The sequence below is a fragment of the Glycomyces amatae genome (genome assembly GCF_020991375.1).
Lineage (GTDB): Bacteria > Actinomycetota > Actinomycetes > Mycobacteriales > Micromonosporaceae > Glycomyces > Glycomyces amatae.
Map to the genome: position 1 here is coordinate 396,615 of NZ_JAJLQZ010000004.1, position 24,557 is coordinate 421,171.

A 24,557-nucleotide genomic window follows, 5' to 3' on the forward strand; every position below is an offset into this window, starting at 1 on the left:
CCGATGAACGCGGCCAACGGACCGGTCCTGCGGCGCAACGACTACGGCCCCCTGGAGCCGTACGAGGGCGAGCCGCGGCTGAGCGTCAGCGTCGTCGTCCCCGCCCACGGGCACCAGGACAAGCTCGACGTGACCCTGGCGTCCCTCGCGGCCCAGACGTACCCGTCCGCGCTGCTCGAGGTGGTCGTGGTGGACGACGGCACCGAGCCGCCGCTGCGGCTGCCGGAGATCCGGCCCGAGCGGACCCGGATCACGGCCCCGCTCGCGGGCGGCTGGGCCTCGGCGCACGCCACCAACTCCGGTGCGGCGCAGAGCGACGGCGACGTGGTGCTGCGACTGGACTCGGACATGCTCGTCTTCGACGACCACGTCGAGTCCCAGATGCGCTGGCACCACGCCGCCGACTACCTGGCGGTGCTGGGCCACAAGCGGTTCGTGGACTACAAGACGCTCGACCCGGCCGCGGTGCACGAGGCGGTGCGGGCGGGCGAGGCCGCGTCCCTGTTCGACCGCGACGCCTCGGAGCCGCAGTGGATCGAGCGGATCATCGACGCCACGGACGGGCTCCGCGAGGCCGACCACCGGGCGTTCCGGGTGCTCGTCGGCGCCTCGTTCTCGGTGCCGCGCCGGCTCTTCGAAGCCTCGGGCGGCATGGACGCCGACGTGGTCCTCGGCTCGGACACCATCTTCGGCTACCGGCTGCACCAGGCCGGCGCGGTGTTCGTGCCCGACGGCGGCTCCTCGTCGTGGCACCTGGGCCCCAGGCAGATCAGCACCCGCGGCGACCTCGCCAAGCGGTACCGCAGGCCGCACATCGCCAACCGGGTCCCGGAAGTGGACCTCAAGCGGCCCAGGGCCGCCCGCGCCTGGGACACGCCGCTCGCGGACGTGCTCGTCGACGCCGGCCCCGGAGCCGAGTCCTGTGTGGATGCGCTCCTGGGAGGCACGACCGCGGACCTGCGCGTGACGCTCCTCGGCGAATGGCCCGAACCCGAGACCGGACGCCATGCGCCCCTTGACGACCCGCAACTTGAGGCCCGGCTCCTCCTGGAGTCGTTCAAGGGCGAGGGCCGCGTGCGCTTCGCCGCCGCGGCCGCAGAGGACCGGCGCGTGCCCTACCGGATCCGCGTCCCCGCCGCGGCCCGGCCCCGCCCCGAAGCGGTGGCCGCCCTCGTGGCCCACGCGAACGAGCACCGGCTCGGACTGGTCGAAGTGGACCTGCCGGAGGGGACGGTCCGCCTGGAGCGCACCGCCGCCGCGGCCAGGGCCGCGCACCTGGGGGTCGCCGTGGCGGACGTGTGGGGCGCCGAGCGCGTCGCCGACGGACCGCTCACCGCGGCGTTCGGGGCCGCCCCGGCAGGACCGTCAGGGCCGCGAGGCGCGCGTGGAGGCCGGGAGCGTGGGCTGGGCGGGAAGGCCCGCCGCGTCGTCCGGCGCGTGCTGGGCCCCTGAGGACCCGCCCGCGGGGGCCGGGGCCTTCGCGGCCTCGGCGCCGCGGACCCTCCGGCCCAGCCGGTAGACGTGGCGCAGGGCCTCGTAGCCGAGATAGGCGCGGGCGGCCAGGAGCCGCTGCTTGAGACCGGTGACGCCGTCGGCGGGCCGCCACGCGTCGGGGCCGGGGTGGTAGCGGCGGTACAGCTCGGAGGTGCGGCGGAAGAACTCGCGGCGCTTGCGCGGGTCGACCCGCTCGGTGTTGCCGATGACGAGCAGCAGGTGCCAGACCATGTGGTTGAACAGGGCGACGCGGACCCCCGCGTCCTCGACGCCGGCGAAGTCGTCCCAGGTGCGCCGCCACTGGGTGAACACGTCGAAGTGGCGGTCGTCGCGGGTGCGGGTGATCGAGGACCCGGCCCGCTGGCGCCACTGGTAGCAGCACTCGGTGACCACCGCGATCCGCTCGGCGCGGCGCAGCAGCCCGTAGGTCCAGGGGATGTCGGTGTACCAGCCGGCGGGGAAGTCGAGGTCGATGCCGGCGAGGAACGCGCGGCGGGAGACCTTCGTCCACGGCGTGTGGGTGTAGTCGACGATCCCGGGCCACTCGGCGAGCGTGAAGCCGCCCGGGTCGACCGGGCAGGCCGCGGCCAGTTCGGCGAGTTCGCCGGTCTCCACGACGCCGGTGTCGCGGCGCTTCTCGTGCTGGACGAGGACCACGTCGGGGCGCCCGTCGGCGACGGCGGCGAGGACCCGCTCGACCGCGCCGGGCTTGAGCTCGTCGTCGGCGTCCACGAACCACACGTAGTCGCCGGTCGCCTGGGTGAGGCCGAAGTTGCGCGCCGGGCCGGACCCGGCGTTCACGGGAGTGGTGACGACGCGCATCCGGGGGTCGGCGCGGGCGTACCGCTCGGCGACGGCCCGCGAGCCGTCGGGAGAGCAGTCGTCGACGATGACGACCTCGAGCCGGTCGCCGCCGCCCGCGATGGTGTCGAGGCAGCCGGCGAGGTAGTCCTCGGCCTCGTAGACGGGGATGACGATGCTCAAAGACGGCATGTCCCGATGGTAGCCCCAGAGGACACGCGGCATCGGCCGCCGAATGGGACCCAGGTCACCTTCACGATCGGCGTTTTCCCATGTGAAAGGCGAATCGGCGCGCCCGCTGCGGCGAATGCGCGCCTTATCCGCGACATTCGGGCAATGGTGAACTCTTCTTGAGCACTCGGTGAACAAACAGGCCGGACGACCAAAGCATTGACACCACATGTACGGTACTTGAACCAATGACCAACACCATTCGACGTTTGCCCTGGTCAAGATCGTGCAATTCGCCATTGCTAATCTCGATTCCAGTACCCCTCCGACCCCGACCGCCGATAACGCAAAGGACTCCACTGTGTCTTCCAACGCCGTGCTCCCCGACGACGCGGCCTCCGCTGCGCAGGCCGGGGCCCCGGTCGACCTGGTCGTGGTCGGTCAGGGCTACGTCGGCCTGCCGCTGGCCCAGGCCGCGACCGCCAGGGGCCTGACGGTGGTCGGCCTCGACCGCTCCCAGCCGGTGGTCGACGCCCTCAACGCCGGCTCCAGCCACATCGACGACATCGCGGACGCCGAGCTCGCCGTCATGCTCCGCGAGGGCTACACGGCCTCGACCGACGCCGCCGTGCAGGCCCGCGCGAAGGCGATCGTCATCTGCGTGCCGACGCCGCTGGGCGAGGCCGGCGGGCCCGACCTGGCCGCCGTCACCGGCGCGGCCCGCACCGCCGGGCGGCACCTCCGCGAGGGCGTCCTGGTGGTCCTGGAGTCCACGACCTACCCGGGCACCACCGAGGAGGTCGTCGCGCCGATCCTGCGCGAGGAGTCCGGCCTGGAGCCGGGCGTCGACTTCCACCTGGCGTTCTCCCCCGAGCGCGTCGACCCGGGCAACCCGGTGTACGGGATCGTCAACACCCCCAAGGTCGTCGGCGGTCTCACCGCCGAGTGCACCGCCGCGGCGAAGGCGCTCTACGGGCGGTTCGTCGACACCGTCGTCGAGGCCAAGGGCACCCGCGAGGCCGAGATGGCGAAGCTGCTGGAGAACACCTACCGGCACGTCAACATCGCCCTGGTCAACGAGATGGCGGTGTTCTGCCGGGAGCTCGGCGTGGACCTGTGGGACGCGATCGGGCTGGCCAAGACGAAGCCGTTCGGGTACCAGGCGTTCTATCCCGGGCCGGGCGTCGGCGGGCACTGCATCCCGATCGACCCGAACTACCTGTCCTACAAGGTCCGGACCCTCGGCTACCCGTTCCGGTTCGTGGAGCTGGCGCAGGAGATCAACAACCGGATGCCCGAGTACGTGGTCTCCCGGGCGATGGCGAAGCTGAACGCGGACGGCCTGGCGCTGTCGCGGGCGCGCGTGCTGCTGCTGGGCGTGACCTACAAGCCGGACATCGCCGACCAGCGCGAGTCGCCGTCGACGCCGGTGGCGCGCAAGCTCGCCGAGGCGGGGGCGGAGCTGGCCTACCACGACCCGCACGTGCCGTCCTGGTCCGTCGGCGGGCACGAGGTGGAGCGGGTCGACGACCTCGCCACGGCCAAGGCCGATCTGATCGTGCTCCTGACGAACCACGCGGAGTACCGCTCCGACGCGCTCCCGTCGGGGGTGCCGGTCCTGGACACGCGGGGCGCGCTGCGCGGCGCGGAGGGCGTCGAGACGCTCTGAGTCCGCCGGCGGCCCCGCAAGGCAGCCCCCCGCCCTCCCGAGGGGGGCGTCCCCATGTCAAGTCTCCTGCGCGGGTCCGACGGAAAACCGCCGTTCTCACGGCCGCAAGGAGCAATGCCGCCCGAAAGAGTGAAGGGCCGCCGCGCACCCGCTGGTGCGCGGCGGCCCTCGGTCTCCCGGTTCAGGCCACCGCTCGGGCGAACTTGCGGCTGGCCCACCAGACCAGCAGCACCGCCAGGCCGCCGATGAAGACCGCGGCCTGCCACACGGCGTTGTTCCCGAAGTCCCCCGCGAACAGGGACCGGGCGGCCTCGACCGCGTAGTAGAACGGGTTGAAGTCGGCGACGTTCTGGAGCCACGCCGGGGCCAGCGCCATCGGCAGCATGATGCCCGACAGCAGCATGATCGGCTGGACCACGGTGTTGAGGACCGGCGCGAGCGTGTCCTCGCTCTTGAGGACCATCGCCACGCCGTAGGAGAGCGCCCCCAGCATGAACGAGGTCAGGATGATGATCCCGAACATGAGCGTCACGCCGCCCCAGTCGATCCGCAGGCCGCCGATCAGCGCGGCGAGCACGATCAGGATGAGCGCCTGGATGACCGTGGAGGTGACCGTCGAGAGGGTCCGCCCGATGAGCAGGGCCACCCGGCTGACGGGGGTGACGCGCATCCGCTCGATGACGCCCTGGCGCAGCTCCGCGATGAGGCCGAAGCCGACGAACGTGGAGCCGAACAGGGCCATCATGATGATCAGCCCGGGCACGAAGGTCTCCATCGCCCCGGCCTCGAAGCCGGGGGTGCCCTCGAGGCCGTCGAGCAGCGGCGCGAAGAAGATCAGGAAGTACAGCGGCTGGATGAGCATGACCACCAGCCACACCGGCTGCTTGAGGTTGAGCTTCATCGCCCGCGAGTAGACGAGCCAGGTGTCGCGCAGTGCCTTCATGGTCACTTCTCCTCTCGCAGCGACCGGCCGGTCTGCTTCAGGAACACGTCGTCGAGGCTGGGCCGGTGCAGCTCGATGGAGGCGGGGGTGATCCGGGCGCCGTCGAGGGCGCGCAGGAGCTCGGGCAGGGCGGCGGCGCCGTCGTCGACGTACAGGCGCAGCAGCGCGACCCCCGTGGCCGGGTCGGGCTCGCCGGCCTCGACCTCGCGGACGAAGTCCTTGCCGCTCAGAAGCGGGTGCGCCTCGGCGTGCCGGTCGCCCACGCCGATGACGACGACGTCGCCGGCGACCTCCTTCTTGAGCGAGAGCGGCGTGCCCTCGGCGACGACCTCGCCGTGGTCGATGATGGCGAGCCGGTCGCACAGGGCGTCGGCCTCGTCGAGGTAGTGGGTGGTCAGGAAGATCGCGGTGCCGCGTTCCCGGAGGGCGCGCACCTCGTCCCACATGTGGGCCCGCGACTGCGGGTCGAGCCCGGTGGTGGGCTCGTCGAGGAACAGGAGCTTGGGCTCGTGCATGACGCCCAGGGCGATGTCGAGGCGGCGCTTCTGCCCGCCGGAGTAGGTCTTGACCATCCGGTCGGCGAACTCGTCGAGCTGGAAGGACTCCAGGACGACGGCGGCGCGGGCGGCGGAGTCGCGTTTGGACCTGCCGTAGAGGCGGCCCTGCATGATGAGCTCCTCGCGGGCGGTGACCTCGCCCCAGGTGCCGCCCTCCTGGCCGACGAAGCCGATGTCGCGGCGGACGGCGGCGGGGTCGCGGGCGAGGTCGTGGCCGCAGACGCTCACCTGGCCCTCGGTGGGCTCGATGAGGGTGGAGAGCATCCGCATCGTCGTGGTCTTGCCGGCGCCGTTGGGGCCGAGGAGTCCGAAGATCTCCCCCTCCTTCACGGACAGGTCGACGCCGCGCACGGCCTCGACGGACTTGCCGCGGGACTTGAAGGTCTTCTTCAGTCCCCTGGTCTCGATGAGCATGGGTACCTCGCGGGTGGGTTCGTTGACGCTGGCCGCGTCCGGCGGCTCGGGGCCGGGTGTGCGGAACGCGACCGGTTTCCTTGTTCAACTTTGACTATATACACGGTCGGCTGTGAGCAACAACCAGGTATAGGCGCTTCAGCGAGATTAGTCAAAGGTATAATATGGGGGGTATGTGGAGCACGCGTCTGATCGTCCTCGGCCTGGTCAGGTGGCTCGGCCCCGTCCACGGCTACCTGGTCCGCCGCGAGATCGACTCGTGGCGGATGCCGGGCGTCTCCGAGATCGGCGCGGGCTCGATCTACCACGCGCTCAAGAAGCTCACCGCCGACGGGCAGATCGAGGTCGTGGCCACCGAGTCGGTGGACGACCGGCCCGCCAGGACCACGTACCGGATCACCGCGCGGGGCGAGGCCGAGTTCCAGCGGACCCTGCGCGAGAAGCTCTGGGAGGTCGCCGGGTCCGACGACCCCTTCCACACCGCCTGGTCCTTCGCGACGGTGCTCACCCCCGCCGAGAACGCCGCCATGCTCCGCCAGCGCGCCGAGGTCCTCTACGGGCGCATCGAGTCGGTGACGGTCCTGCTCGCCGCGACCTCGCCGGAGTTCACCGAGGGCGCCGAGGCCTCGTTCGTGCCCCCGCACGCGAGGGCGCTGCTCAAGCGCCAGACCGACCTGTGGAACGCCGACGCCGAGTGGTGCGAGGACACCGCCGGGCGGATCGAGTCCGGCGACCTCGCGCTCGGACCCGATCCCGACGCCGACCAGGCCGCCCATTGGCGCGAGTCGATCCGCTCCGAGCGCTTCGCCGAGGAGTCGGCCCAGTGGCACTCCGTCTTCGAGTGACGGCGCGCGCGACCGGCGTCCACCTGAACGATCGTTTAATAGATCACTCTAAAAAATCGACAACCCGTGTTGTGGAGATCCCATAAATAAGGTCCGGTTCATACCGGTTCATCCGGGCCTTCGGTGACGGCGTCCACCCGGTCTCGGATACGCGGCCACTACACTGCGGGACGTGCGCAAGGTTTTGATCGCCAACCGCGGCGAGATCGCAGTGAGAGTCATCCGGGCCTGCCGGGACGCCGGGTACGAGTCCGTCGCCGTCTACGCCGACGGCGACCGCGACGCACCCCACACGCTCCTGGCCGACGAGGCGTTCGCCCTCGACGGGCTCACGGCCGCCGACACCTACCTGCGGATCGACAAGCTCCTGCGGGTCGCCGAGCGGTCCGAGGCCGACGCGGTCCACCCCGGGTACGGCTTCCTCTCCGAGAACGCCGAGTTCGCCCAGGCCGTCATCGACGCCGGGCTCACCTGGATCGGCCCCACGCCCCAGTCCATCCGCGACCTCGGCGACAAGGTCACCGCCCGCCACCTCGCCATGAAGGCCGACGTGCCCCTGGTGCCCGGCACCAAGGACCCCGTCAAGGACGCCTCCGAGATCCTCGCGTTCGCCGACGAGCACGGCCTGCCCGTGGCGATCAAGGCCGCCTTCGGCGGCGGCGGGCGCGGCCTCAAGGTCGCCCGCGAACGCGACGAGATCCCCGACCTGTTCGAGTCCGCCGTGCGCGAGGCCGAGGCCGCCTTCGGCCGCGGCGAATGCTTCGTCGAGCGCTACCTCGACCGGCCCCGCCACGTCGAAGCCCAGGTCCTCGCCGACACGCACGGCAACGTCATCGTCGTCGGCACCCGCGACTGCTCCCTCCAGCGCCGCCACCAGAAGCTCGTCGAGGAGGCCCCCGCGCCGTTCCTGAGCGACGAGCAGCGCGCCGTGATCCACAACGCCGCCAAGGCCATCTGCAAGGCCGCCGACTACCACGGGGCCGGCACCGTCGAGTTCCTCGTGGCCGTCGACGGCACCATCTCCTTCCTCGAGGTCAACACCCGCCTCCAGGTCGAGCACCCCGTCTCGGAGGAGACCAGCGGACTCGACCTCGTGCGCGAGCAGTTCCGCATCGCCTCCGGTGAGACCGTCCCGCTCACCGAGGACCCCGAGCCGCGCGGCCACTCCATCGAGTTCCGCATCAACGGCGAGGACCCCGGCCGCGGGTTCCTGCCCGCCCCGGGCGCGGTCACGAAGCTGCGGCTCCCGGCCGGGCCGGGCGTGCGCGTCGACACCGGCATCGAAGAGGGCACCGTCATCGACGGCAACTTCGACTCGCTGCTCGCCAAGGTGATCATCACCGCCCCCACCCGCGAGGAGGCCCTGCGCCGCTCGCGCCGGGCGCTCGCGGAGATGGAGGTCGAGGGCCTCGCGACGGTGCTGCCGTTCCACCGCGCCGTCATCGACGACCCCGCGTTCGCCGAGGACTTCACGGTTCACACCCGCTGGATCGAGACCGAGTGGGACAACACCCTGGAGCCGTACGGCGCCGGGGCCGACGCCGGGGGCGACGCCGAAGAGCGGACGAGCCTGGTCGTCGAGGTCGGCGGCAAGCGCCTCGAGGTGTCGATCCCCGCGGGGCTGCTCAACCCCGTCGCGTCGAGCAAGCCGAAGAAGCGCAGCGCGAAGAAGAAGGCCGACGCCGGGCCCGCCATCGGCGGCGACTCGCTGCCCTCGCCGATGCAGGGCACCATCGTCAAGGTCGCGGTCGCCGACGGCCAGTCCGTCGTCAAGGGCGACACCATCGTGGTCCTCGAGGCCATGAAGATGGAGCAGCCCATCGAGGCGCACAAGTCCGGCACCGTGTCGGGCCTGGAGGTCGCCATCGGCGACGTCGTGGCAGCGGGCGCCCCGATCTGTCACATCTCCGACTTACAGGCGGGCCCCCGGCGAGAGATGATGGAAGTCGCTGTGCGTAGCACCACAAGCACGGCCACTGCCGACTGAAAAACGGTTAGAGTGCCCGGCGGCGGCAATCCACCGTCGGTACTCCACCACTCCCTACAGGGGGCCTGCCATGCGCTTCATCGACGGACCACCGGAGCACGACCTCACCTACTCGGACGTGTTCATGGTCCCCAACCGGTCGAACGTGGCCTCGCGGCTCGACGTCGACCTGTCGACCCAGGACGGGACCGGGAACTCCATCCCGATCATCGCCGCGAACATGACCGCGGTCTCGGGGCGGCGCATGGCCGAGACGCTCGCGCGGCGCGGCGCCCTCGCCGTCATCCCGCAGGACATCCCCGTCGACGTCGTCGCCGACGTCATCGCGCGCGTCAAGTCCCGCCCGCTCGACTGCGACGCGGCCCTGACCCTCCCGCCGACCGCCACCGTCGCCGAGGCGATCGCCCTGTTCCCCAAGCGGGCCCACGGCGCGGTCATCGTCGTCGACTCCGAGCACCGGCCGCTGGGCGTGGTCACCGAGGCCGACTGCCGCGGCGTGGACCGGTTCACCCAGCTCGAGCAGGTCGCCTCCGACCGGCTCGTGACCCTCCCGGCCGGGATCTCGGACGCCGAGGCGTTCAAGGTCCTCGAGGAGGCCAAGGTCAAGCTCGCGCCCGTGCTCGACGGCAAGGGCCGCCTGCACGGCGTGCTCACCCGGGCCGGGGCCCTGCGCAACACCATCTACCGGCCGAACACGGACGCGGACGGGAGGCTGCGGGTCGCCGTCGCGATCGGCATCAACGGGGACGTGACCGGCAAGGCCGGCGCCCTGGTCGAGGCCGGGGCCGACGTGATCGTCGTGGACACCGCGCACGGCCACCAGGAGAAGATGCTCGACGCGCTCAAGCTCGTGCGCGACGCGGCCCCGCACCTGCCGATCGCCGCGGGCAACGTGGTGACCGCCGAGGGCGCGACCGACCTGATCAACGCGGGCGCCGACATCGTCAAGGTCGGCGTGGGCCCGGGCGCGATGTGCACCACCCGGATGATGACCGGGGTGGGCCGCCCGCAGTTCTCGGCGGTGCTCGAGTGCGCCGCGACCGCGCGGCGCCACGGCAGGCGCGTGTGGGCCGACGGCGGTGTGCGGCACCCGAGGGACGTGGCCCTGGCGCTCGCGGCGGGGGCGTCGAACGTCATGATCGGCTCCTGGTTCGCGGGGACCCACGAGTCGCCCGGCGACATGCACTACGACGCGGACGGGCGGCCGTTCAAGGAGTCCTTCGGGATGGCCTCGGCGCGCGCGGTGAAGGCGCGCAGCGCGGGCGAGTCGTCGTTCGAGCAGGCCAGGAAGGCCCTGTTCGAGGAGGGCATCTCGACGGGCCGGATGTACCTGGACCCGAAGCGGCCGGGGGTGGAGGACCTGCTCGACTCGATCGTGGCGGGGGTGCGCTCGGCGGCGACGTACGCGGGTGCGACGAACCTGGAGGAGTTCCACGAGCGGGCCGCTGTCGGCATCCAGTCCGCGGCGGGCTACACCGAGGGCGCGCCGGTCCCCAGCAGCTGGTAAGCGGCACAGGCGAGATCGCGGGCGCCCGCGGTGCTGTGCGCACCGCTGGGCGCGCGTGCTGGACGTGCGCGCGCTCGGCGCGGGTGCGCGGTGCGCACCGGCCGGCGTTCGTGTGGTGCGGGCGCACCGGCTGGTTGCCGGCGCGCCCGCGTGTACCTCGCGAGGTGTCCTGGCAGGAGCCGCGCGCGGGTGCACCCGCACGCGGACTTCGGGGGCGGCCCCCGGGGATTCCCTCATGCACCGCCAGTCCCGCCAGGACCGGATCGCCACTCCGCACTGCCACCACCACCGGCGAAGAAGACGTTTTTTATCCACCAACCATCACATGTCCGGTATGGGTTGCCAAGCATTGTTTTTCCGCCTGTGGATAACTTTGCGAGGGTTGGTTGTATTGCCTGGTCGAGGGCAGTGTCGACTCGGGGTGGGGATGGGGGTGGGGGTGGTTCAGCCTCTCGCGTCCCTGGCGAGCATCGCCGCTTGGACGCGGTTGGCGCAGTCGAGCTTCGCGAGCACCCGGCTCACGTAGGTCTTCACCGTCGCCTCGCTCATGTGGACCCTCCCGGCGATCTCCGCGTTGGACAGGCCCTCCGCCACCAGTTCCAGGACCTCCCGCTCCCTCGCGGCCAGCCGCGCGACGCGTTCGACCGCGTCCCTGCGGCGGGGCACCGACTCGGGGGCCACCAGGCCCAGCACCATCCGCGTCACCGCCGGCGACAGGTACGCCTCCCCCGCCGCCACCGCCCGCACCGCGGTCACCAGCTCCTCGGGCGCGCAGGTCTTCAGCACGAACCCGGCCGCGCCGCCCTCCACCGCGGCCAGCACGTTCTCCTGGTCCCCGAACGAGGTCAGCACCAGCGCGCGCGTCCCCGGCGACGCGGCGGCCAGCCGCTCGACCACCTCCAGGCCGCCGAGGCCCGGCATGTGCAGGTCCACCAGGGCCACGTCCGGCCGGTGCGCGGCCACCGCCGCGACCGCGTCGCGGCCGTCGTGCGCCGCCGCGGCGACCGCGATCCCGGCCGCCTCCAGGACCGTCCGCACCCCGGCGACCACCAGCGGTTCGTCGTCGGCGATCACCACGGCGGTCATCCCTGCACCCCCGCGACCGTGGTCAGCGGCAGCATCGCGAGCAGTACTACGACGGTCGCGAACGCCGCGGCCCGGACCGGCCGCGGCAGCAGCGCGCCCGCGAGCGACGCCCGGGTCGCGGTCCGGGGCAGCATGGCGCTCAGGCGGAACCGGCCGTCCTCGACGCGGCAGTCGAGCAGTCCCCCGGCGGCGTCCATGCGCTCGCGCAGGCCCACCAGGCCGTGGCCGCCCGGGCCCGCGGGCCCGGCGGACCCGGCGACCTCGTTCTCGACGGCGACCAGGAGCGCGTCGTCCTCCCAGGTGACGGTGGCGGTGATCGGCCGTCCGGGCGCGTGCTTGGCCGCGTTCGCCATGCCCTCCTCCAGGACCGCGTAGGCCGCGCGGGCCCCGGCGGCGGGGACGGGGCCGGGTTCGCCGCTCTGGCGCAGCTCGACGGCCACGCCCGCCTCGACGAACTGCGCGGCCAGCGCGGCGACCGCCGCGGGGTCGAGCAGGGGTCCGGTGTCGGCGGGGGGCCCATCGCCTCTGAGGACCGCGACGAGGCCGTGGAGGTCCTCGACGGCGGCGCGGACGGTGTCGCCGACCTGCCTGGCCTCGGCGCGCCGCTCGGGGTCGGTCTCGCGGACCTCCAGGGCGGCGGCCTGGAGCGCGGCGAGGCCGAGGCGGCGGCCGATCCGGTCGTGCATGTCGCGGGCGAGCCGCAGCCGCTCGCGGTGGACGGCGGCCTCGCGTTCGCGGATCGACCGCCGGTACCGCTGCCACAAGGCGACCACGACGGCGGCGGCGAGCAGCGCCAGGATGCCGGCGGGCACGGGCCCGGCGGGCACGGCGGCGAGGACGGTGAACTCGGCCAGGACCACCGCGATCGTCGCGAGGAGACCTCTCATACGGCCAGGGTACGCATCGGCCCGGGCGGGCGCGGGGAGCGGCGCGTTCACTTTCGTCGCCGGTTCGGGCGACCTTCGGCGACTGTCGCCCGCGCGGCGGGATTTCTACGGTTGCAACGTGATCGAAGTGAGCAATCTGACCAAGCGGTATCGCGGCGGCATAGCCGTCGACGACCTGTCCTTCACGGTGGAGCCGGGCCGCGTCACCGGCTTCCTCGGCCCCAACGGCGCGGGCAAGTCCACCACGATCCGGCTGATCCTGGGCCTGGACCGTCCTACGGCCGGGCGGGCCGCGATCGGCGGGCGCCCGTACGGGTCGATCGAGCGGCCCCTGACGGCGGTCGGGACGCTGTTGGAGGCCGGGGACCTGCATCCGGGCCGCAGCGCCCGCGCGCACCTCCAGTGGCTGGCCCGCAGCAACGGCATCGGGGCGCGGCGGGTCGAGGAGGTCCTGGAGGCGACCGGGCTCGCCGCCGCGGCCCGCAAGAAGGCCAAGGCCCTCTCGCTGGGGATGAAGCAGCGGCTGGGGGTGGCGGCGGCGCTGCTCGGGGACCCGGGCGTCCTGATCCTGGACGAGCCGGTGAACGGCCTCGACCCCGAAGGGGTGGTGTGGATCCGGAACCTGATGAAGCGCCTGGCCGCGGAGGGCCGCACGGTGCTGGTCTCGAGTCACCTCATGGCCGAGATGGCGTTGACGGCCGAGCACCTGGTCGTGATCGGCCGGGGCCGCCTGCTGGCGGACCTGCCGACGGAGGCGTTCATCGCCTCCCATGCCGAGTCCGGTTCGGGGGCGAGCCTGGAGGAGGCGTTCATGCGGTTGACGAGCGGAGCGGTCGAGTACCGGTCGGGAGGTGCGCGATGAGCGCGTTCGGGCAGGCCGCGGCGGCGGAGTGGGTGAAGCTGCGGTCGGTGCGGTCGACGGCGGTGACGTTGGCGGCGTTCGCGTTCACGGCGGCGGCGCTGGGGTGGGCGGCGAGTTCGTCCGTCGGTGAGGGGGATCTGGACGATCCGCTCGTGGCGGTGGCCATGGGGCTGCTGGTGGGCCAGTTGCTGCTCATCACGTTCGCGGTGACGGTCGTGGGCTCGGAGTACTCGACGGGCACGATCCGGGCCTCGTTGGCGGCGGTGCCCTCCCGGGGGCGGTTCTTCGCGGCGAAGATGGCCGCGGTCGGGCTCGCGGTGGGGGGCGCGGCGCTCGCGGTGGAGTTGGCGGTGTTCGCGCTCGTGCAGGCGGTCGTGGGGGACCTGGCGGTCGAGTGGACCGCGTGGTCGACGATCGAGATGCTGCTGGGCTCCTGGATCCACTTGACGCTGCTGAGCGTGTTCGCGGCGTCGATCGCCGTGATGGCGCGCAGCACCGTGTGGCCGCTGGCGATCCTGCTGCCGGTGCTGTTCCTCTCGGGTCAGGGCCTGGGGAACCTCGAGGCGGTCAAGCCGGTGGTGCAGTACTTCCCCGATCAGGTGGGCCAGGTGATCATGCACATGACGGTGCCGGGGGACCCGCAGTTCGGCCGTCCGTACGGCCCTTGGGAGGGCATCGCGATCCTGGTGCTGTGGACGGCGGCGGCGCTGGCGGGCGGCTGGCTCAGCATGCGCCGCCGGGACTCCTGAGGGAACCGGGAAGGCGGCGGCCGGGGCGGGCCCCGGCCGCCGCCGCGTCCGCACGGGCGCGGCGCCGCCGCGAAGCACCGGGCCGCCCGGTGTCCACATGCGCGTCCGCAATCGGCGGAATCGCCCACTCGGCAGCGGGTTCTCGTATAACTTCGCCCTAGCCGGCCTTCGTTTCCGGGGCCGCCTTCCAAGCAGGCGCCGTCCGGAGCGGGCGGCGCTCCGCGCGACAGGATCGAAGGAGCATTCGTGAAACACCTGGCCATGTTCGGAGCGGGCTCGATGATGCTCGCCGCCGTGCTCGCGGGGGCGCCGGCCGCCGCGCAGTCCCCGCCCGCCGAGGCGAAGACCCTCCTGGTCGACGAGCCCTTCACCGGCAGGACCGTCGAGGACGATCACTTCGCCTCGCTCGGCGCCTGCCTCACCGCCGCCGAGTCGGGCGGCGCGAACGGGTTCGGCTCGTGCGCCGGCGAGGCGACCGGCCCGGTCCCCGCCGCGGGCAGGCAGCCCGGGTACCTCCAGCTCACCGACGCCGACACCTACGAGACCGGCGGCATCGTCTACAACAAGGCCCTGCGCTCCGCGAAGGGCATCGAGGTGACCTTCGCGCAGTTCCAGTACGGGGGCACCGGCGCTGACGGCATCTCGTTCTTCCTCGTCGACGGCGCGACCGACCTGGCCGGCACCGGCGCCTGGGGCGGCAGCCTCGGCTACGCCCAGTTCGACACCGCCGACGCCACCGAGCCGGGCGTCGAGGGCGGCTACCTGGGCCTGGGCCTGGACGCGTGGGGGAACTTCTCGGCCGACACCGAGGGCCGCGGCGGCGGCTGCCCCGAGGACCAGCGGGCCCCCGCGCACCTGCGGACCGCGGGCAGCCGCGCCCCGGACAACGTGGTGCTGCGCGGCCCCGGCCAGGGCATGGAGGGCTACTGCCTGCTGGCGACCTCCGCCACCGACGAGAAGGTCGGCACCTCCCCTGACGGGGAGGACCTGTACGGGACGGTGTTCCCCGAGGAGCTCAACGTCGGCGAGCGCGCCGACGCCAAGCGGCTCGTGAAGCTGAAGGTCGTGGGCGAGGGCGACGGGGCGGCGGTCACCGTCGACGTCAAGTTCGACGAGGACGGCGAGTGGGACCGCGCCCTGGAGGCCGCGGTGCCCGAGGCGCTGCCGGAGACGTTCAAGTTCGGGTTCGCCTCCTCCACCGGCGGGGCGACCGACGTGCACCTGATCCGCCACCTGCGGGTCGAGTGCTTCGAGTAGGGCTCGGACGCGAGCGGGGCCCGGGGCGTGCGCCCCGGGCCCCGCTCGCGTCCTAGTACTCCATGAGCTGGCGGGCGGCCTCGGCGACCGAGCCGGACAGCGACGGGTAGATCGTGAAGGTCCGGGCGACCTGCTCGACGGTGAGGCGCTGCTCCACGGCGAGCGCGATCGGGGTGATGAGCTCGGAGGCGCGGGAGCCGACCACGACGCCGCCGGCGACGATCCCCGAGGAGTTCCACGCGAAGAGCTTCACGAAGCCCTCGGTGCGGTCGACCATCTTGGCGCGCGGGTTGGACGCGAACGGCAGCAGCACGCCGCGGCAGTCGACCTTGCCGGAGTCGACGTCGGCCTGGGTGACGCCGACCGAGGCCAGTTCGGGGTCGGTGAACACGTTCGCGGCGACGTGGGCGAGCTTGATGGGGCGCACGGCCTCGCCGAGGGCGTGCCAGATCGCGATGCGGCCCTGCATGGCCGCGACCGAGGCGAGGGCGTGGACGCCGGTGACGTCGCCCGCGGCGTAGACGCCGGGGACGTTGGTGCGCGAGACCTTGTCGACGGGGAGGAACCCGCGTTCGTCCACGTTGACGCCGTAGGCGTGCAGGCCGAGGTTGTCGGAGTTGGGGATCGAGCCGACGCAGATGAGGGCGTGGCTGCCCTCGATGACGGTGCCGTCCTCGAGTTCGACCTCCACGCCGGTGTCGGTGCGGCGGGCGGCGGCGGCGCGGGAGTGGTTGCGCACGTCCATGCCGCGGCGCACGAAGACGCGCCCGACGGTCTCGGCGGCCTCGGCGTCCTCGTGGGGCATGACGCGGTCGCGGGAGGAGATGAGGGTGACGGCCGAGCCCATGGCGAGGTAGGCGGAGGCGAACTCGGCGCCGGTGACGCCGGAGCCGACGACGATGAGGTGCTCGGGGAGCTCCTTGAGGTCGTAGAGCTGGCGCCAGGTGAGGATGCGCTCGCCGTCGACGGGCGCGGAGGTGAGGGTGCGGGGGGTGGCGCCGGTGGCGATGAGGACCACGTCGGCGTCGGCGTCGTAGGGCTCGCCCTCGAGCGGGACCACGTGGAGTTCGTGGACGTAGTTGTAGCCCTTGTCGACGCGCAGGGCCCCGCGGCCGTAGACGATGTCGACGCCGGCGTTGACGAGCTTCTGGGCGATGTCGGCCGACTGCTGGGTGGCGAGGCGCCGGACGCGGCCGTTGACCGCGCCGGGGTCGGCGGTGGCCTCCTTGGTGCCGATGCCGAGTTCGCTGGACTCGTGGATCTCGGTGAGGACCGCCGAGGCGGCGATGAAGGTCTTGGAGGGGACGCAGTCGGAGAGGACGCACGCGCCGCCCGCCCCGGTGGCCTCGATGAGGGTGACGTCGGCCCCGAGTTGGGCCGCCACAAGGGCGGCCTCGTACCCGGCCGGGCCTCCGCCGATGATCGCTACTCGTGCCACGGACGCGCCTTTCGAGGTTCGGATGCTTCAGTGCGGGCTCGTTTAAGGGTATCTTCGAGGCGTGCATCTCTATGCCGCGTATGGCTCGAATCTCGACCCTGCCCGCATGCGCGCGACATGTCCGCGCTCGCCGCTGGTGGGGACGGGCTGGCTCGAGGGCTGGCGCCTGACCTTCGGCAACGCCGACATGGGCTCGGAGACCGCGGTCGCGACGGTCGTCGAGGACCCGGGAGAGCGGGTGTTCGTGGCGCTCTACGACCTCGACCACGCCGACCGCCAGGTGCTCGACGAGCTGGAGGGGCTGAACTCGGGGCTGTACCGGAGGATGCACACCCAGGCGGCGACGCTGGAGGCGAACCGGCAGGTGTGGCTGTACGTCTTCGAGGGCTTCGAGGGCGGCATGCCGAGCCAGTGGTACCTCGACGAGATCATGCGGGCGGCCGAGGCCGCGGGCGCGCCGCAGGACTACGTCGAGACGCTGCGGAAGCGCCCGACCGCCGAGTAGGCGCGAGTCCCGCTCCGGTCCGGGGCGCCTGTCGCACCCCGCGGGTACGTTCGCGTACGGGGGCGCTCGCGATGTCCGATTCGTCTGGACGCGCCGTTCACGTTTCCGCGGCGCCGAAAAGGGCGGGACGCCGCGCGCCCCGCCCCTACCCGCGTTCTCAGAAGGCCGGGCTCTGGGCCGCGGCCAGGACCGTGTGGGTCATGACGCGGACGCCGTGCGCCAGCGCGGCCTCGTCGATGTCGAAGTCGCCCTGGTGGATGTCCAGGCGCTCGTCCGGGCGGCCGACGCCCAGGCGCGCCATGGCGCCCGGGATCTGTTCCAGGTAGTACGCGAAGTCCTCGCCGCCCATCGACATGGGCGCCTCGGCCACGGCCTCGTCCCCCAGGGCGGCCGCGGTCGCGCCGGCGAACATCGCCGAGGCCGCGCGGTCGTTGACCACCGGGGGCACGCCGCGGCGGTAGTCGATCTCGCATTCGACGCCGGAGGAGCGGGCCACCGACCGGGTCACCTCCTGCACCAGGTCGGGGATCATGTCCCAGGTCTCGCGGCCGTGCACGCGCACGGTGGCGCGGGCGAGGGCCTCCTGCGGGATCGCGTTGGCGGCCTCGCCGGCCTGGACCGCCCCGAAGACGATCGCGACCGACTGCCGCGGGTCGAGGCGGCGGTTCACCAGCGCGGGCACGTCGACCACGACGCGGCCGATCGCGTTGACCAGGTCGGAGGTCAGGTGCGGACGGGAGGTGTGGCCGCCGCGGCCGCGCATGCGGATCTCCATGACGTCGCACGCGGCGGTCAGCGGGCCGTTGCGGACGGCGACCTGCCCGGCCGGGAACTGCGGGTCGCAGTGGAACGCGAAGATCGCGGCGACGTCGGTGAGCGCCCCGTACTTGATCATCGTGGGCGCGCCCGAGGGGAACTGCTCCTCGGAGGGCTGGAAGATCAGGCGGAAGCGGCCCGGCAGTCCCTCGCGGCGCTCGAGTTCGGCGAGGACGCGGGCGACGCCGAGGACGATCGCGGTGTGGGCGTCGTGGCCGCAGGCGTGGCAGACGCCGTCGACGGTCGAGCGGTACGGGACCTGCTTCGGGTCGTGGATGGGCAGGGCGTCCATGTCGGCGCGGATCGCGATGACGTGGTCGCCGGTGCCGATGTCGCAGGTGAGGCCGGTGCCGTCGGGGATGAGCTGGGGCTGGAGGCCGGCTTCGGCGAGGCGGGCGGCCACGAAGTCCGCGGTGTCGTGCTCCTGGCGCGACAGGCGCGGGTTGGCGTGGATGTGGCGGCGGGCGGCGATGATCTCGCCGGCGTGCGCGCCGAGCCAGTCGTCGAGGAATTCGGGCAGCGATGTGAGCATGGCCTGCGGCTCCGTAGCGGTCTCGCCGGGTGAGGTGTCGAGGGTGGGCAGCGCGCCCGGTACCACGAGACGCTCATCGGGCGCGATCGCGCTCGGCAGGGGCTCATTGGATTTTGTGGCGGTACCCATCTCGACGACTTTCTCCGCAGTGAGCGTGTACATTCCTTCGCGCCTCGCAATTCCGTCCGAGGATCAAAGCCATTGGAGGCGATTCGGCAAGCTTAATCCGATCGCACTCCGTTGCGGCCAGCGCCGTGATTTGCGACGCCCGCGGGCCGGATTCGCGCCCTATCGGCTTCCGGCTCGCGAATGTCACCGAGGGATTGCTCACCCAGGGGTCACGGTCGCACGACCAACGGTTACGGCTCTTTGGCCGAACCCGCCGTCATGAGGCATAACGCTTGCCGAGCCGATAAGTTACGGCCGCGTCCCGGTTTTTCATACGGAACACGGACGCGTACCGGCTTGATGACGCGTCCGTGGACCAGTTTTTCCCCGATGGCCGGATCCGGCGACAGACGCGTTGTGCGCTTCGCCGATCGGTCACCGATCGGTCACCAGTTGTCGGTGGGGACGTATCGTCCCCATTCCCCGGCGAGTGCTCCGCATACCTCGCCCACGGTCGCGCCGGCGGCCAGTGCCGCTTTGAGCGGATACAGCACATTGTCCGTTCCCGCGGCGGCGGATCGCACACCGGCCAGTGCGTTCTCAAGCGTACTCGCATCGCGCCCGGCGCGATGCGCGGCGAGCCTGGCGACCTGTGCCGCCTCGATTTCAGGGTCCACTTTGAGCGGTTGATACGGCGCTTCGCTCCCATTGAGGGTGTAAGCGTTCACGCCGACGACGGTCTGCTCGCCTGCGTCGATGCGCTTGGCCGTCTCGTAGGCGCTGCGTTCTATCTCACGTTTCTGGAAGCCCTCCTCGATCGCGGCGACGGCCGAGCCGTGCGCGAAGACCGCGTCGATGAGCTGGAGCGCCTCGGCCTCGACGGCGTCGGTGAGGCTCTCGACGGCGTACGAGCCGGCGAACGGGTCGACCGTGTCGGTGAGGTCGGTCTCGGCGGCGATGACCTGCTGGGTGCGCAGGGCCAGGCGCGCCGACGTGTCGGTGGGCAGGGCGATGGCCTCGTCGTAGGCGTTGGTGTGCAGCGACTGGGTGCCGCCGAGGACGGCGGCGAGGGCCTGGATCGTGACGCGGGCGAGGTTGACCTCGGGCTGCTGGGCGGTGAGCTCGACCCCGGCGGTCTGGGTGTGGAACCGCAGCTTGAGCGAGCGCGGGTCCTTCGCGCCGAAGCGGTCGCGCATGATGTGCGCCCACAGGCGCCGGGCGGCGCGGAACTTGGCGACCTCGGTGAGCATGGCCGAGCGGGCCACGAAGAAGAAGGACAGGCGCGGCGCGAAGGCGTCGACGTCGAGCCCGGCCGCGAGGGCGCACTCGACGTACTCGATGCCGTCGGCGAGCGTGAAGGCCAGCTCCTGCGCCGGGGTGGCCCCGGCCTCGGCCATGTGGTAGCCGGAGATGGAGATGGTGTTCCACTTCGGGAGCTCGGCGGCGCAGTAGGCGAAGGTGTCGCTGACCAGGCGCAGCGAGGGCGCGGGCGGGAAGATGTAGGTCCCGCGCGCGATGTACTCCTTGAGGATGTCGTTCTGGATCGTCCCGCGCAGCTCGGCGGGGTCGACGCCCTGCTCCTCGGCGACGAGCTGGTAGAGCAGGAGGAGGACGGCGGCGGGGGCGTTGATGGTCATCGAGGTGGAGACCTCGCCGAGGGGGATGTCGGCGAAGAGGGCGCGCATGTCGGCGAGGGAGTCGACCGCGACGCCGACCTTGCCGACCTCGCCGAGGGCCTCGGGGGCGTCGGAGTCGTACCCCATCTGCGTGGGCAGGTCGAACGCGACCGACAGGCCGGTGGTCCCGGCGGCCAGGAGGTCGCGGTAGCGCCGGTTGGACTCGGCGGCGGTGGCGAACCCGGCGTACTGGCGCATCGTCCAGGGCCGGGAGGTGTACATGGTCGGGTGGACCCCGCGCGTGTAGGGGAAGGACCCGGGTTCGCCGAGTCGCTCCGGGAGGTCCTTCGCGGTGTCGTCGGGGCCGTAGACGGGTCGGATCTCGATCCCGTCGCGGCCTTGCGGTGGCGGCTGCATGGCTGCCATCCTAGGGGTTGAACTGCGTCTTCGGGAAGCACCGACCCGTTCCCGGGGCGCGGCCGAGACGGGAGCGGCGCCTTCTTACGTCATCGTTGACGGATCGTTACGCAAACCCGGTACCGACTCGGTGGCCGGGACGCGGCAGACTAGTGTGGATCCCTCGCGAGGAGTGGCCGAATGACGTACTCATCTGACTACGGTCGCGGCGGTCCCGGCGCTTATGAGGACCCCCGGTCCGGTCGCGCGCCGTCACCGCGGCAACCCCCTGCGTCCCAGGAGTTCTCGGGCTCCCCGTACGGCTCGGAGCCGCGCGGGCGCGACCCCCACCCCTCCTTCGGCGGCCAGGCCTGGGAGCGGCCCGGCCCCGGATCCGAGCCTTCCGGGCGCCAGTCCGGCTACAACCGCGACCCCTACGGCGGCGACTCGTACGGCGACTCCTCCTACCGCAACAGCTCCTCGTACGGCAACTACGGGAACCTGGGGCAGAGCTTCGCCGTCGGCGACGACCAGGGACCGCGCTCCTTCGGCCCCGGCACCGGAGGGAGCAACCGGGCCGGACCCGGCGACCTGGTCGCCGACCGGTACCAGCTGGTGGACCTGGTCGGCAAGGGCGGCAACGGATCGGTGTGGCGCGCCCACGACATGGTGCTGCGCCGGGAGGTGGCCCTCAAGGAGGTCTTCCTGCCGCCGGACCTGCCGCCGGCCGAGCGCGCCCAGCTCATCGACCGGTCCCGCCGGGAGGCGCAGATCGCGGCGGGGCTCTCGCACCCGTCGGTCATCCGCGTGTTCGACGTGGTCGAGCACCTCGGGCTGCCGTGGATCGTCATGGAACTGCTCCAGGCGCGGAGCCTGGCCGAGATCCTGACCCAGGACGGGCCGCTGCCGCCGCGCGTGGTCGCCAAGATCGGCCTGGCGCTGGTCGGGGCGCTCCAGGCGGCGCACGACGCGGGGATCATCCACCGCGACGTCAAGCCCGGCAACGTCCTCATCTCCACCGACGGGCGCTGCGTCCTGTCGGACTTCGGCGCGGCCCAGATGCACCAGATGTCGGGCGGGACCACGCCGGGCAAGGTCCTCGGGTCGGCGCACTACATCGCGCCCGAGCGGGCCGTGGGCCACCCGGCCGCGCCCGCCAGCGACGTGTTCAGCCTCGGCGTGACCCTGTACGCGGCCGTCGAGGGGCGCCCGCCGTTCGACCGGGGCGACGCGGTCTCGACCATGCGCGCGGTCGTGCAGGAGCCGCCGGAGAGCCCGCGCCACGCCGGGCCGCTGACGCCGCTCCTGGGCGGGATGCTCGCCAAGGACCCGCAGCAGCGCGCGCCGCTCGCGCAGGTGCGCGAAGAGCTCGCGTCGCTCCTGGCCGGGCCGTTCGCCGCGCCGGGCGCGGCGGGGGCGCCCTCGCCGCCGCACCGGCAGGCCGCGGCCCAGAAGGACCACCTGGAGGGCTCGCCGCCGCGCACCGGCGCGCGCCCCCGCGTCCGCGAGCCCGAACCGGAGCCGGAGGGCAACCCGTGGAAGTCCGCGGCGGTCATCACCGTGTGCGCGCTGCTGGTGCTCGTGCTCGGCTGGGGCGCCTACCGGCTCCTGTTCGCCGACGACGACGGCGGCGGGGCCGCGGAGGGCCCGGACGCGTCGCAGAGCGCCGGCGAGGAGTCGGGCGCCGAAGGCGGCGAGTCCGAAGGGGACTCGGACGGGGAGGGCGGCCCGGCCTTCGAGACCGCGGTCCACGAGGGCGACGGGTTCAGCGTGAACTACCCGGCCGGCTGGAGCGAGGGCGAGAGCCGAGAGGACTTCGTCACGTACTTCAACCCCGAGGACGACACCCAGTGGGTGCGGTTCTACGCGGGCTCGGACCGGGGCGCCTCCGGTACCGAGGGCTACCTCGGGGAGTACTGGGACGGCCTGCCGAACGAGATGACGGACCTGGAGCAGGTCGAGTTCGGGGACGTCGAGATCGCCGGCATGAGCGGCACCGTGCTGGAGTACACCGGCACGAACCTCGACGAGGCGGGCGCCGACCGGCACTCGGTCTGGGCCATCGTGGACGCCGGCGACGGGACCACGTTCGGGGTGTTCATCTCCGGCGACGACGACGTGTGGGAGCTGTCGCGGCAGGTCTACGACGAGGCGGTCGCCTCGTTCCAGACCGGCTGAGACCACACCGCCCGCAACACCGGCCTCCCCGGTGGCGGATGTGCGACCATTTCCCCATGACGGAGTCTGCGCCTGCCAACGACGTGAACCTCGATGCCCTGCGGGCCCGAGTGCTGCAGTGGATCACCGACGACCCTGACAAGTCCTCCCGCGACGAGCTGTACCGGCTCCTCGACGCCCTCCCCGAGTCCGCCGGGGAGCTGGCCGACCGCTTCGCCGGGCGGCTCGAGTTCGGCACGGCGGGCCTGCGCGGGCCCCTGCGGGCGGGCCCGAACGGGATGAACCTCGCGGTCGTGCGCGCGGCCGCCGCGGGACTGGCGAACTGGCTGGACGCCAAGGGGGCCGCGGGCCCGGTCGTCATCGGCTACGACGCCCGCCACGGCAGCCGCGAGTTCGCGGCCGAGACCGCCCGCGTCGTCACCGGCTCGGGCCGCCGGGCCCTGGTCATGCCCGGGCCGCTGCCGACCCCGGTGACCGCGTTCGCGGTGACGCGGCTCGAGGGCGCCGCGGCGGTCCAGGTGACCGCCAGCCACAACCCGCCGCAGGACAACGGATACAAGGTGTACCTGGGCCGGGAGCTCGGCGGGGAGCTGGGCGCGGGCGCGCAGATCGTGCCGCCGGCCGACACCGAGATCGAGGCCGCGATCGAGGCGCTCGGGCCGCTCTCGGAGATCCCCCTGGGCAACGACGGCGAGGTCCTCGACGAGGCCGTCGTGGAGGAGTACCTGGCGGCGGTGGCCTCGGTGGTCGACCCCGACGACCCCAAGCGGCTCGCGTCGGTGGCGACCCCGATGCACGGCGTCGGCGGGCTCACCCTCGTCAAGGCCATGGAGCGGGCCGGGTTCCCCGCCCCGACCCTGGTGGCGCAGCAGGCCGACCCGGACCCGGACTTCCCGACCGTGGCGTTCCCGAACCCGGAGGAGCCCGGCGCGATCGACCTGCTGAAGGCGCTCGCGGTCGAGGAGGGCGCGGACGTGGCGCTGGCCCTGGACCCGGACGCCGACCGCTGCTCGGTGGCCGTCCCGGCCGGCGACGGCACCTGGCGCCAGCTCACCGGCAACGAGGTGGGCGTGCTCCTGGCCGACCACTGGATGCGCAAGGGCCGCAAGGGCACGTACGCGACGACGATCGTGTCGACCACGCAGCTCAAGGCCATGTGCGACAAGCGCGGCCTCAAGTACGACGAGACGCTGACCGGCTTCAAGTGGCTGGCGCGGGCCGGGGCGGACCTGGCGTTCGCGTTCGAGGAGGCGCTGGGCTACTGCGTGGCGCCGGAGTTCCTGCGGGACAAGGACGGGATCTCGGCGTCGCTGGTGGTCGCGGAGATCGCGGCGGGGCAGGCGGCGCGGTTCGCGACGCTCCAGGACCGGCTCGACGAGCTGGCCGAGGAGTTCGGGGTGTACGAGACCGGGCAGCTCTCGATCCGCGTGGAGGACCTGGCCGAGATCGACGCGTGCATGAAGCGGCTGCGGGCCAACCGGCCGCAGAGCCTGCTGGACGAGCCGGTCGCGGACTACGTCGACCGGCTGCCGGACGCCGACGTGGTGACGGTGACGACCGCGAACGCGAGGGTCGTGTGCCGCCCGAGCGGCACCGAGCCGAAGCTGAAGGCGTACCTGGAGGTGCGCGAGGACGTGGGCGGGGACCTGACCGCCGCGAGGGAGCGCGCCCGGGCGGGCGTCGAGGCCCTGCGGGCGGAGGTCGCCGCGATCCTGGGCGTGCCGCACTAGACGCTCAAT

Annotated in this window: 19 protein-coding genes; 11 read left to right on the forward strand and 8 right to left on the reverse strand. The window is 72.5% G+C overall.

Annotated elements, in window-relative coordinates; genetic code table 11:
• Nucleotides 1-3 precede the first annotated feature (3 nt).
• Complete coding sequence (locus tag LO763_RS09060; RefSeq protein WP_230601645.1) at nucleotides 4-1,452, forward strand: glycosyltransferase family 2 protein; 1,449 nt, start codon at nucleotides 4-6, stop codon at nucleotides 1,450-1,452.
• On the opposite strand, the gene LO763_RS09065 is transcribed toward LO763_RS09060, so the two are convergent.
• Nucleotides 1,366-2,487, reverse strand: a complete 1,122-nt coding sequence (locus LO763_RS09065; RefSeq protein ID WP_230601646.1) for a glycosyltransferase family 2 protein — start codon at nucleotides 2,485-2,487, stop codon at nucleotides 1,366-1,368. The genes LO763_RS09060 and LO763_RS09065 overlap by 87 nt on opposite strands.
• Before the next feature lie 340 nt (nucleotides 2,488-2,827).
• On the opposite strand from LO763_RS09065, the gene LO763_RS09070 reads away from it, so the two are divergent.
• Nucleotides 2,828-4,135 (forward strand): nucleotide sugar dehydrogenase, encoded by a 1,308-nt coding sequence (locus tag LO763_RS09070; protein WP_230601647.1) that lies wholly within the window; start codon nucleotides 2,828-2,830, stop codon nucleotides 4,133-4,135.
• Nucleotides 4,136-4,316: 181 nt separating this feature from the next.
• On the opposite strand, the gene LO763_RS09075 is transcribed toward LO763_RS09070, so the two are convergent.
• Nucleotides 4,317-5,078, reverse strand: a complete 762-nt coding sequence (locus LO763_RS09075; RefSeq protein WP_230601648.1) for an ABC transporter permease — start codon at nucleotides 5,076-5,078, stop codon at nucleotides 4,317-4,319.
• 2 nt (nucleotides 5,079-5,080) lie between these two features.
• Nucleotides 5,081-6,049: an ATP-binding cassette domain-containing protein gene (locus LO763_RS09080; RefSeq protein ID WP_230601649.1), complete on the reverse strand. Its 969-nt coding sequence runs from the start codon at nucleotides 6,047-6,049 to the stop codon at nucleotides 5,081-5,083.
• 173 nt (nucleotides 6,050-6,222) lie between these two features.
• On the opposite strand from LO763_RS09080, the gene LO763_RS09085 reads away from it, so the two are divergent.
• The 3 genes from LO763_RS09085 (at nucleotide 6,223) to LO763_RS09095 (ending at nucleotide 10,388) form a co-directional block, all read left to right on the forward strand.
• A complete protein-coding gene (locus LO763_RS09085) occupies nucleotides 6,223-6,894 on the forward strand; it encodes a PadR family transcriptional regulator (RefSeq protein WP_230601650.1) in 672 nt (223 codons plus the stop codon).
• Nucleotides 6,895-7,066: 172 nt separating this feature from the next.
• On the forward strand, nucleotides 7,067-8,881 hold the full coding sequence (locus LO763_RS09090; RefSeq protein WP_230601651.1) for an ATP-binding protein: 1,815 nt from the start codon (nucleotides 7,067-7,069) through the stop codon (nucleotides 8,879-8,881).
• A gap of 70 nt (nucleotides 8,882-8,951) precedes the next feature.
• Complete coding sequence (locus LO763_RS09095; protein ID WP_230601652.1) at nucleotides 8,952-10,388, forward strand: GuaB1 family IMP dehydrogenase-related protein; 1,437 nt, start codon at nucleotides 8,952-8,954, stop codon at nucleotides 10,386-10,388.
• Nucleotides 10,389-10,832: 444 nt separating this feature from the next.
• Here the strand turns inward: LO763_RS09095 and LO763_RS09100 are convergent, their stop codons facing one another.
• Nucleotides 10,833-11,474: a response regulator gene (locus LO763_RS09100; protein ID WP_230601653.1), complete on the reverse strand. Its 642-nt coding sequence runs from the start codon at nucleotides 11,472-11,474 to the stop codon at nucleotides 10,833-10,835.
• The gene (locus LO763_RS09105; RefSeq protein ID WP_230601654.1) at nucleotides 11,471-12,361 is read right to left on the reverse strand and encodes a sensor histidine kinase; all 891 of its coding nucleotides are present in this window, start codon (nucleotides 12,359-12,361) and stop codon (nucleotides 11,471-11,473) included. The genes LO763_RS09100 and LO763_RS09105 overlap by 4 nt, the downstream gene beginning before the upstream one ends.
• A 118-nt stretch (nucleotides 12,362-12,479) precedes the next feature.
• Between LO763_RS09105 and LO763_RS09110 the strand changes: the two genes are divergently transcribed.
• From LO763_RS09110 to LO763_RS09120, 3 genes are all read left to right on the forward strand, one after another.
• Entirely contained in the window at nucleotides 12,480-13,223 is a 744-nt protein-coding gene (locus tag LO763_RS09110; protein ID WP_230601655.1) for an ABC transporter ATP-binding protein, read from the forward strand.
• The gene (locus tag LO763_RS09115; protein ID WP_230601656.1) at nucleotides 13,220-13,972 is read left to right on the forward strand and encodes an ABC transporter permease; all 753 of its coding nucleotides are present in this window, start codon (nucleotides 13,220-13,222) and stop codon (nucleotides 13,970-13,972) included. Before LO763_RS09110 ends, LO763_RS09115 begins: the two co-directional genes overlap by 4 nt.
• 246 nt (nucleotides 13,973-14,218) lie before the next feature.
• A complete protein-coding gene (locus LO763_RS09120; protein WP_230601657.1) occupies nucleotides 14,219-15,229 on the forward strand; it encodes an L-type lectin family protein in 1,011 nt (336 codons plus the stop codon).
• Between the two features lie 52 nt (nucleotides 15,230-15,281).
• On the opposite strand, the gene LO763_RS09125 is transcribed toward LO763_RS09120, so the two are convergent.
• The gene (locus LO763_RS09125; protein ID WP_230601658.1) at nucleotides 15,282-16,667 is read right to left on the reverse strand and encodes an NAD(P)H-quinone dehydrogenase; all 1,386 of its coding nucleotides are present in this window, start codon (nucleotides 16,665-16,667) and stop codon (nucleotides 15,282-15,284) included.
• A 61-nt stretch (nucleotides 16,668-16,728) separates the two neighbouring features.
• Between LO763_RS09125 and LO763_RS09130 the strand changes: the two genes are divergently transcribed.
• Complete coding sequence (locus tag LO763_RS09130) at nucleotides 16,729-17,172, forward strand: gamma-glutamylcyclotransferase family protein (RefSeq protein WP_369431944.1); 444 nt, start codon at nucleotides 16,729-16,731, stop codon at nucleotides 17,170-17,172.
• Nucleotides 17,173-17,329: 157 nt separating this feature from the next.
• Here the strand turns inward: LO763_RS09130 and LO763_RS09135 are convergent, their stop codons facing one another.
• A complete protein-coding gene (locus tag LO763_RS09135; RefSeq protein ID WP_439650277.1) occupies nucleotides 17,330-18,520 on the reverse strand; it encodes an amidohydrolase in 1,191 nt (396 codons plus the stop codon).
• 554 nt (nucleotides 18,521-19,074) lie between these two features.
• On the reverse strand, nucleotides 19,075-20,661 hold the full coding sequence (locus LO763_RS09140) for an acyl-CoA mutase large subunit family protein (protein ID WP_230601661.1): 1,587 nt from the start codon (nucleotides 20,659-20,661) through the stop codon (nucleotides 19,075-19,077).
• Between the two features lie 180 nt (nucleotides 20,662-20,841).
• Here LO763_RS09140 and LO763_RS09145 point away from each other — a divergent pair, with 180 nt between their 5' ends.
• Entirely contained in the window at nucleotides 20,842-22,818 is a 1,977-nt protein-coding gene (locus LO763_RS09145; protein WP_230601662.1) for a serine/threonine-protein kinase, read from the forward strand.
• A gap of 56 nt (nucleotides 22,819-22,874) precedes the next feature.
• Complete coding sequence (locus LO763_RS09150; protein ID WP_230601663.1) at nucleotides 22,875-24,548, forward strand: phospho-sugar mutase; 1,674 nt, start codon at nucleotides 22,875-22,877, stop codon at nucleotides 24,546-24,548.
• Nucleotides 24,549-24,557: the final 9 nt, after the last annotated feature.